Origin of the sequence: Polaromonas sp. (genome assembly GCF_012927415.1) — a bacterium.
Classification (GTDB): Bacteria; Pseudomonadota; Gammaproteobacteria; order Burkholderiales; family Burkholderiaceae_C; genus Polaromonas.
The window spans coordinates 1-9,164 of record NZ_JABBPF010000120.1 but is presented as its reverse complement, the minus strand read 5'-3'; the positions used below and the strand labels follow the sequence as shown (position 1 = coordinate 9,164).

The window sequence follows — 9,164 nt, the reverse complement described above, 5'->3', positions numbered from 1 at the left end:
CCGACCCTGCACCGCGTTGCCACTTTCGCCACCGAACAGTTTCGCCACCTGACGGGTGCTGCCAGGCGGCACCCGGTGCGCGCGGCTTTGGTGCTGCCCGCGCTGATGCTGCTGTACCTGCTGGTGCTGATTCCGTTCACGCCCGGCATCGGCGACTTGCGAAAAGCCAAGTCTGAAGCGCCTTCTGTGCTGCTGGCTTCAGACGGCTCGGTGCTGGCCGAGTACAAGCGCATCAACCGCCAGTGGGTGACGCTTGACAAGATTTCGCCCAACGTCGTCAACGCCTTGATCGCCACCGAGGACCACCGCTTTTACGACCACCACGGCATTGACTTTCGCCGCACGGCGGGGGCGGTGCTCAGCACGCTGTCGGGTAATCTGCAAGGCGGCTCGACGATCACGCAGCAGCTGGCTCGCAATCTCTACCCCGAGGAAATCGGCCGCGCCGCCAGCATCACGCGCAAGGTCAAAGAGGCGATCACGGCGTTGAAAATCGAGGCGGTGTATTCCAAGCGTGAAATTCTTGAGACCTACCTCAACACCGTGCCTTTTTTGTACAACGCCTTCGGCATCGAGATGGCCGCGCGCACTTATTTTGACAAGTCGGCCGACAAGCTGGACCTGCTGGAGAGCGCCACGTTGATCGGCATGCTCAAAGGCACGAGCTATTACAACCCGGTGCTCAACCCCGAGCGCGCGGTGCAGCGCCGCAACCTGGTGCTGGCCCAGATGGTCAAACATGGCAAGCTCGATCCGGTCCGGCTTGAGGTGTTGACCAAGCGGCCGCTGAAGCTGGATTTTGAGCGGCAGACCGAGCCCCTGGGCCCGGCGCCGCATGTGGCCCAGCATCTGCGCAAATGGCTGATCGCCTGGGCCGACCGCAAGGGCTTCGACATTCATGCGGACGGACTCAGGGTGCGCACGACCCTGGACGCCAAGATCCAGAAGGCGGCCAACTTGGCGGTGGCGCGGCAGATGGCGCAGCTGCAAACCCTGGCAGACGGGCGGCGCAAGGCCGGCCAGGCGTCTGCCGTGTTGCAGGCCGGTTTTCTGGCGCTGGACCCGCGCAGCGGCGCTGTCCGGGCGTGGGTTGGCAGCCGCGACTTCGCGCGGGAGCAGTTTGACCATGTGAGCCAGGCGCGGCGCCAGCCGGGCTCGACCTTCAAGCCCTTTGTGTATGGCGCGGCCTTCATGCTCGGGCTCGACCCGATGGACACCTTGATCGACCAGCCCGTGGCCATCACATTGCCAGGCGGCGCGGTCTGGACTCCCAGCGATGCGACGCCGCCGAGCTACCAGCCCACCAGCCTGCGCGACGGGCTGGCCTATTCCAAAAACACCATTACGGCTCAGCTGATGCAGAAAGTGGGACCGGCCCGCGTGGCCAGCCTGGCGCAGGCCCTGGGGGTGCGGCAGAGCAAGCTTGATTTGGTGCCCTCGCTCGCCCTGGGCACCAGCCCGGTCACGCTGCTGGAGATGGTTGCGGCCTACGGCAGCATCGCCAATGGCGGCAGCTACCGGCAGCCAGTTCTGGTGATGAGCGTGGAAGACCGCAACGGCCAACTGCTGGAACAGTTCGCGCCCGTTACGGAGCGCGAGCCGGCCATGCCGCGGGCGCACGCGCTGACCCTGGTGAACGCCATGCGCGGCGTGATCGATGAAGGCACGGGCCGGGCGATTCGCCAGCGCTACGGCATCCAGGCTGATGTGGCCGGCAAGACCGGCACCACGCAGGACAACACCGACGGCTGGTTCATCATGATGAACCCGCAGCTGGTGGCGGGGGCCAGGGTCGGCTTCAACGATAACAGCGTGACGATGGGCGCCTGGGGCCAGGGCGCTAAAGCTGCGCTGCCCATGGTGGGCGAGGTTTTTCAGCAAGCATTTCGCAACCGCTGGCTCGACCAGAACGCTGAATTCGACATCCCTCGTCCTCGGCCACTGTCGCCGCCGCCGGAGCAGCACCGCGACGACCCGATCGCAGAAATCGTCAACGGCGTGCTGGGCAGGATATTGCGGCAGTTGCGGGTGAACTGACTGGAATATCGATCAAGAATGTGGCTGCTTGCGCCCGTATTTATGGGGATTTTGGCTATTTTTTATAAGTATCTAGCCAACGAATCTGCCGAGGCCTTCGGAGGTCGCCGACCTGTAGCGGCTACGCAATGCGAGGTACGTCGCACGCGTCAAGTCGCGGTTGGCGTGACACGCAGCAGGTCCGTGTCACATCACCGGCTTGCAGCCTGCTTGCGTGCAAAATAGCGCCCATGCTCATTTACCCGCAAATCAATCCCATCGCGCTCCAGATCGGGCCGCTTGCCATTCATTGGTACGGTCTGACTTATCTGGCGGCATTCGGCTTGTTCTTTTTCCTGGCCACGCTTCGCCTGCGCCACCAACCCTACGCATCCATCACGGGCCCGGGCGCCTGGTCGCGCAAGGACATTGAAGACATCCTGTTTCTGGGCGTCATGGGCGTGGTGATCGGTGGGCGGCTGGGCTACTGTCTGTTCTACAAGCCGGGCTACTACCTCAACCATCCGCTGGAAGTTTTTGCGGTGTGGCAGGGTGGAATGAGTTTTCATGGCGGCATGCTGGGCGTGCTGGCCTCGCAGCTTTGGTTTGCGCGTTCGCGCCAGCGGCCCTGGCTGCAGGTGATGGACTTCATTGCGCCTTGCGTGCCCACGGGGCTGGCGGCTGGGCGGGTCGGCAATTTTATCAATGGCGAACTGTGGGGCCGCTTCAGCGCGCTGGATCTGCCATGGGGCATGGTGTTTCCCCACAGCGGCTCGATGTTGCCGCGCCACCCCTCGCAGGTGTATCAGTTTCTGCTCGAGGGCTTGCTGCTCTTCGTGTTGCTCTGGCTGTACGCCCGTAAACCACGCAAGATGGGGCAGGTTTCAGGCGCTTTCCTGGTGGGCTACGGCTTGTTCCGTTTCATTGCCGAGTTCTTCCGCGAGCCCGACGACTTCCTTGGCATCCTCGCCTTGGGCATGAGCATGGGGCAATGGTTGTGTCTGCCGATGATCGGCGCCGGCATCTGGCTCTGGGTTTGGGCATCAAATCGGTCCACGTCCAGATAATATCGCTATAGTTTGCTATCTATTTGATAGTTTTTGCAGCTTCCGCCCGCACTGGCATCAAAAGCCGGCTGCGGGTTTTTACCTGTGGTTTGGCAACAAAAGAAACTTGATTGTGAATCAGTTGTTTTTCATAATTACACATAATTATTGGATGAAGTGCCGCATTTTGGTTGAAGTGAACAGTTAGCGGTGAGCGGTAAATGGTAAGCGGGCTTTGCAAACTAACGGCCGGCGCTGGCTCTGTCAGCATTTTGGGCAGAGGTTGTGGCGGCAGACCGTTGTTTCATGGTTCCAGTTGGTTTCACTGATGTCGGTCAAGGAGTTCATGCCATGCGTCTTGTGCAAAATTCAATGCACCAGGAGGTTGCCGCCACTCTGCGCGAGCAGATTTTCGAGGGCCAGTGGGCGCCGGGCAGTTTGCTGGACGAGCTCGCGTTGTGTGAGCGACTTGAAATTTCCCGCACGCCGCTGCGGGAGGCGCTCAAGGTGCTGACTGCGGAAGGTTTGCTGCGGCACGAACCGAGGCGGGGCTGCTTTGTCAACGAAGTGAGCGAGAAGGATCTTGACGAGATTTTCCCGGTGATTGCCCTGCTCGAGGGGCGCTGCGCCTTTGAGGCCGCTCGCAACGCCAGCGCTGCCGACATCGCTGCGCTGGACCGCTTGCATGAGCGCCTGCAGAGCCATGCCCAGGCCAAACGGATCAACGACTACTATGCCACCAATCACATCATTCACGAGGCCATCATCACGCTGGCCAACAACCGCTGGCTGGCCCAGACCATCGCTGACCTGCGCAAGATACTCAAGCTCGCGCGGCTGCAGCAGTTGCATGCACCGGGCCGGCTTGAGCAAAGCCTGAGTGAGCATCTGGCCATCCACGCGGCCGTGCAAGCGCATGATTCGGAAGGTGCCGATGCGGCGATGCGTACCCACCTCACGCGCCAGCGCGAGGCGCTTCGCGAGCTTGCCCGTCATCAGAAAAGCAGTTTGCTGGCATGAGCGGCCCAACCTGGATCAGTCGCAGCGTGTCCAGACTGCTGCCCAGCCCACCGTCAAAGAAAAATGACGATGGAGTCAACGCCATAACGGCCCCAAATGCTATCAAGCCAGCGGCCACCCTGACGCAGGCGGCAACGGTGACGGTGTCAAATCCGAAAGTTGCGTCAGGCGGCGCAAGCAGCCGTGTGCCAGCTCGCTCAACGCACGCGCGCCTGCAAGCCACCTTGCGCCAGGACGGCGAAGCGCTGTCGCCGCGCATGTTGCGACGCGTTTTGCAGGACTTGCAAGCCATCATGGATCCGCAGGTCAGTGAGGTCGAGGGCGGCCGTCGTGCCACGGAGATGGCCGCCTGGTATGCCATTAGCCCGGCGGCCCAGCGCCGTGACATGTGCCTGCTGATGAGCGAGCAATTCGTGGCCGATGCCGAAATTGTCAAACAGGCGCAGGCGCAATTCACGGCCGCCATCGGTACGCCGGACGAGGCAGTGGCCCAGGTCAATTTCCGGCGTGCCACGGTGTCGCCGCGCAGGCGCCTGCTTCAACGCTTCAGCGTCTATCCCGGCGGCGTCCAGTTCCTGGTGGATTTGCGGGTCGAGATACTGCCTTTGCTGAAGGGCGAAAAGCGGTTGCTGGCGCTGGATGTGGAAATGGAATACATGTTTTCCACCTGGTTTGACGTGGGTTTTCTAGAGTTGCGCCGCATCAGCTGGGATTCGCCGGCGTCGCTGATCGAGAAGCTGATTCAATACGAGGCTGTGCATGACATCAAGAGCTGGGCCGATGTCAAAAACCGCCTTGACAGCGACCGGCGCTGCTATGGGTTTTTTCATCCGCGCCTGCCCGATGTGCCGCTTATTTTTGTTGAAGTTGCACTGGCTGACGGAATGCTCGGGGACATCATGCCGCTGCTTGACGAGCATGCAGCCGCCGCCGACCTGAGCAAGGCCACAACCGCCATTTTTTATTCCATCAGCAACACGCAGCCCGGCTTGCGGGGTGTGAGTTTTGGCGATTCGCTGATCAAGCGTGTGGTGGAAACGCTCAAGCAGGAGTTTCCCAAACTCAGGGTGTTTGCCACGCTATCGCCGATTCCGGGCTTTCGAAGCTGGCTTGGGGCCAACGCAGCGGCGATGCTGGAGAAACTGGCAGACAGGGAACGCGCGCTGCTTGGACGGGCCATCGGTGCCGATCCAGTCACGCCAGCCAGTTTCCTTGCAGCCGCAGAAGCTGCGCCGGAATTGCCCGCAAAATCTCCGGTGCGCCTGATGCTGCTGCATTGCGCAGCTCACTACCTGGGCAGGGGCATGAAGGGCAGCAAGCCCATCGATCCGGTGGCGCGCTTTCACCTTGGCAACGGTGCGCGCATTGAAAGACTCAACTGGGCAGGCGACCCGTCGACCAAGGGCATCAAACAGGCTTATGGCTTGATGGTGAACTACCTCTACGACCTGAAGCGTCTTGACAAGCACCGATCCCTGCTCGCGCAGGGGAAAATCCCGGTATCGGGGGACATCGAGGATTTGTATATTTGAAGTGGTAGCAGGCAGGGGCCGGGAACTCGCCTGATTCAGTAAAAAAAGGAGATATCGATGACATTTGAATTTGAAATCAGCGGCACCCGCCGCAGTATGTTGCGCGCTGCAGCCGCCGGCGTTACGGCGCTGTCACTTGGCGGCCACGCGCAGTCAGCCTGGCCCGCCAAGCCGGTGACGCTCATCGTGCCGTTTCCGGCAGGTGGCGGCACGGACGCCTTCGCCCGGCCGCTGTCCGCCCAATTTGCCAGACTGACCGGCAAGCAGCTCATCATTGACAACCGCGGCGGAGCGGGTGGCACGCTCGGAGCCAGTATTGCGGCCAAGGCGCAGCCCGACGGCTACACGCTTTTTATGGGCGCGGTGCACCATGCGATTGCCCCATCGATGTACCCCAAGCTTGACTACGACATTGAAAAAGACTTTGTCCCGCTGGCGTTGATGGCCAATGTGCCGCAGGTGCTGGTGGTGAATCCGAAGAACATCCCCGGTGACTTCAAGTCGTTTCTGGCGCAGGTGCGGGCCAAGCCAGGCCGCTACAACTACGGCTCTGCCGGCGCTGGCACCTCGCATCATCTGGCGGGCGAGTTGTTCAAGCAGCAGACGGGCACCTTCATCACCCACATTCCCTACCGCGGTGCGGGCCCCGCTTTGCAGGACCTGATCTCAGGCAACGTCGACATGGTGTTTGACGGTCTGGGTTCCTCGGCCAACCACATCAAGGGTGGCCGCATCAAGGCGATTATGGTGTCAGGTGCCAAACGAAACCCGGCCTTTCCGGACGTGCCCTGCGCCGCCGAATTGGGCTTGCCCGAATATACCGTCACCACCTGGTACGGCATGTGGGCCCCCCGGGGGACGCCGGTCGATGTTCAGGCTCGCATCGTGGAGGACTTGCGCAAGGCCGCTGCCACCGATGAGCTCAAGGCCATCTGGGCCAGCAACGGCGCAGAGTTCGGTAACCTCACGCCGGCGCAGTTTGGCACTTTTGTCAGCGCCGAAGTCAAGCGCTGGGCTGCGGTCGTGAAGGCCTCGGGCGCCAAGCTGGAATGAGCGGTTTGAGCGGCAGGGTAGTACTGGAAACTTCAGGCCAGCAGGCGCGGGTAACGCTTTTGCACCGCGGCAAATTCAACGCCATGTCGCGCGTGATGTGGCGCGAGCTGCGTGCTGTTTTTGAAACCATCCAGCGATGCAGCGAGGTCCGTTCCGTGCTGATTTGCGGCGATAGCGGTCATTTTTGTGCTGGTGGCGATATTTCTGAATATGCCGGTTTCCGCTTTGAGGAAGTCAGCCTGCGCGACTTTCATGAAAACGATGTGTGGGGCGGCTTGCAGGCGATGCTTGATTGCGACGTGCCGATGGTGGCGCAGATTGAGGGCAACTGCATGGGCGCTGGCATCGAGATTGCCAGCTGCTGCGATATCCGCATTGCCGCAGATACAGCGCGCTTTGGTGCGCCGATTGCCAGGCTGGGTTTTCCGATGGCGCCGCGCGAGGCCGCGCTGGTGATGCGTGCCGCAGGCGAGTTGACGGCGCGCGAAATGCTGCTGTCCGCCACCGTGCTAGACGCGGTGGAAATGAAACAGCGGGGTTTTTTAAATCTGGTTGTTCCCGCGCAAGCGCTGGCTGCAGTGGCCCGGGAGCGGGTCGAGCGAATCGGCCAGCTTGCACCGCGTGCCGCGCGCCTGAATAAGGCATCGCTCAGGGTGCTGGTCCATTCATCATCGGCACAAGACGCTACTAAAATAATAGCAAATGCCTATACTTTCGCGTCTTCTGGCGAACACCGCGAAGGCATTAGCGCGTTCGTCGAAAAGCGTCCGCCGCGATTTGACTGCTCACTGCCAGAACGCCCACTTTTTGATCGGTCGACTCTCATGAAAAATCAGAATCTGTTTGCGGCATTGCGTGCTGCTTTTCCCGAAACACTGCAGGAAGTTGCCATTGAAACCGACAACGGCCTGCGCTATTCATGGGATGACCTCGAGCGCAGCACCGCCATGATGGCCAACCTGTTTCAGTCGCTGAATCTTCCCGAAGGTGCACGCATCGCGGTGCAGGTTGAAAAATCGGTCGAGGCCATGGTGCTTTACCTGGCCACGTTGCGTGCGGGCTATGTGTTTTTGCCGCTCAATACCGCCTACCAGAGCCTCGAGATCGAGTATTTCATCGGCAACGCGGAGCCGGCTGTGGTGGTGTGCAGCAGCCGGAACTTTGGCTGGATCAGCAAGATCGCTTTCAAGGCTGGCACGCAAAATGTGTTCACGCTGGACGACGACCGCAGCGGCTCTTTGCTTGCGCGCTCGGCGCACTGCAGCGACCAGCATGAAGTGGCGTCCAGGCAGTCCGGTGACCTGGCAGCGATCCTGTACACCAGCGGCACCACCGGCCGCAGCAAGGGGGCGATGCTCACGCACGGAAATCTGGCTGACAACGCGCGGGTGCTCAAGGACTACTGGGGCTGGAAGAAAGGCGATGTGTTGATCCACGCGCTGCCGATTTTTCACGTCCATGGCCTGTTTGTTGCCATTCATGGTGCGCTGCTCAATGGCAGCAAGATGATCTGGCTGTCAAAGTTTGACGCCCGGCTGGTGGTTAAAAAGTTGCCCGAAGCGACCGTATTCATGGGTGTTCCGACGCTTTATGTCCGCCTGCTGGCTGAACCGGGCCTGAGCCGGGAAGCCTGTAGCAAGATGCGGCTCTTCATCTCGGGCTCGGCCCCTTTGCTGATCGAGGTTTTCAACGAATGGAAGCAGCGTACCGGTCTTTGCATTCTGGAGCGCTATGGCATGTCGGAAACCACGATGCTCACCTCCAATCCTTATCAGGGCGACGAACGGCGCGGCGGCACGGTGGGCTTTGCTCTTCCCGGCGTGAGTCTGCGCGTGCAGGGCGATGATGACAAGCCGGTGCCTGTGGGGGAGATTGGCGGCATAGAGGTCAAGGGACCGAATGTTTTCAAGGGCTACTGGCGCATGCCCGAAAAAACTGCCGAAGAGTTCACGGCTGACGGCTATTTCAAGACCGGCGACGTCGGCAAGATTGACGAGCGCGGCTACGTCACCATTGTCGGCCGCAGCAAGGATTTGATCATCAGCGGAGGCTACAACGTCTATCCGGCCGAAATCGAAGGTTATATCAACGAAATGCCCGGCGTGGCCGAAAGCGCGCTGGTGGGCGTGCCGCACCCTGATTTTGGCGAAGTCGGTGTCGCCATCGTCATTGCCAAACCAGGATCGACAGTGCAGGCCGAGCAGGTGGTGCTTGCGCTCAAGGCAAAGCTGGCCAATTTCAAGATTCCCAAGCAATGCTTTGTGCTCGGCGAGCTGCCGCGAAACACCATGGGCAAAGTACAGAAGAACCTGTTGCGCGAACAATACAAGACGCTGTTTGCCTGAAGTTTGCGCTCCCTGGCGCCTGACAGAAGCCGTTTGCCGCGGTAAACCGCTCCACTACAATCGCCCGCGGACCGGCGTCTGCGTTGCGCATTTGCAACTTCACAGGTTCGCTCCTATTTCTAACTTGCTGTTGCCAGCCTTCCTGACGGAGT

Annotated in this window: 7 protein-coding genes and 1 pseudogene; 7 read left to right on the top strand and 1 reads right to left on the bottom strand. The window is 60.7% G+C overall.

From position 1 onward, the window contains the following. The first annotated feature begins 105 nt into the window (after nt 1-105). Complete coding sequence (locus HHJ19_RS11545) at nt 106-2,037, top strand: transglycosylase domain-containing protein (protein ID WP_296907426.1); 1,932 nt, start codon at nt 106-108, stop codon at nt 2,035-2,037. Nucleotides 2,038-2,267: 230 nt separating this feature from the next. Continuing rightward, nucleotides 2,268-3,083, top strand: a complete 816-nt coding sequence (gene lgt, locus HHJ19_RS11540) for a prolipoprotein diacylglyceryl transferase (protein ID WP_296907421.1) — start codon at nt 2,268-2,270, stop codon at nt 3,081-3,083. Between the two features lie 19 nt (nt 3,084-3,102). Here lgt and HHJ19_RS11535 read toward each other — a convergent pair whose 3' ends face one another. Continuing rightward, complete coding sequence (locus tag HHJ19_RS11535; protein ID WP_296907419.1) at nt 3,103-3,333, bottom strand: hypothetical protein; 231 nt, start codon at nt 3,331-3,333, stop codon at nt 3,103-3,105. A gap of 80 nt (nt 3,334-3,413) precedes the next feature. Between HHJ19_RS11535 and HHJ19_RS11530 the strand changes: the two genes are divergently transcribed. The 5 genes and pseudogenes from HHJ19_RS11530 (at nt 3,414) to HHJ19_RS11510 (ending at nt 9,012) form a co-directional block, all read left to right on the top strand. Further along, nucleotides 3,414-4,082 (top strand): GntR family transcriptional regulator, encoded by a 669-nt coding sequence (locus HHJ19_RS11530; RefSeq protein ID WP_296907415.1) that lies wholly within the window; start codon nt 3,414-3,416, stop codon nt 4,080-4,082. After that, nucleotides 4,079-5,614 carry a malonyl-CoA decarboxylase gene (locus HHJ19_RS11525; RefSeq protein WP_296907412.1) on the top strand — a complete coding sequence of 512 codons (1,536 nt, stop codon included), beginning with the start codon at nt 4,079-4,081 and terminating at the stop codon, nt 5,612-5,614. The genes HHJ19_RS11530 and HHJ19_RS11525 overlap by 4 nt, the downstream gene beginning before the upstream one ends. A 57-nt stretch (nt 5,615-5,671) precedes the next feature. Next, entirely contained in the window at nt 5,672-6,667 is a 996-nt protein-coding gene (locus tag HHJ19_RS11520; protein ID WP_296907409.1) for a tripartite tricarboxylate transporter substrate binding protein, read from the top strand. Further along, nucleotides 6,664-7,437 (top strand): annotated as a pseudogene (locus tag HHJ19_RS11515) (enoyl-CoA hydratase/isomerase family protein); the annotation flags it as partial. The gene HHJ19_RS11520 and the pseudogene HHJ19_RS11515, both read left to right, overlap by 4 nt. A 54-nt stretch (nt 7,438-7,491) precedes the next feature. Then, nucleotides 7,492-9,012 carry a malonyl-CoA synthase gene (locus HHJ19_RS11510; protein ID WP_296907423.1) on the top strand — a complete coding sequence of 507 codons (1,521 nt, stop codon included), beginning with the start codon at nt 7,492-7,494 and terminating at the stop codon, nt 9,010-9,012. Nucleotides 9,013-9,164 lie beyond the last annotated feature (152 nt).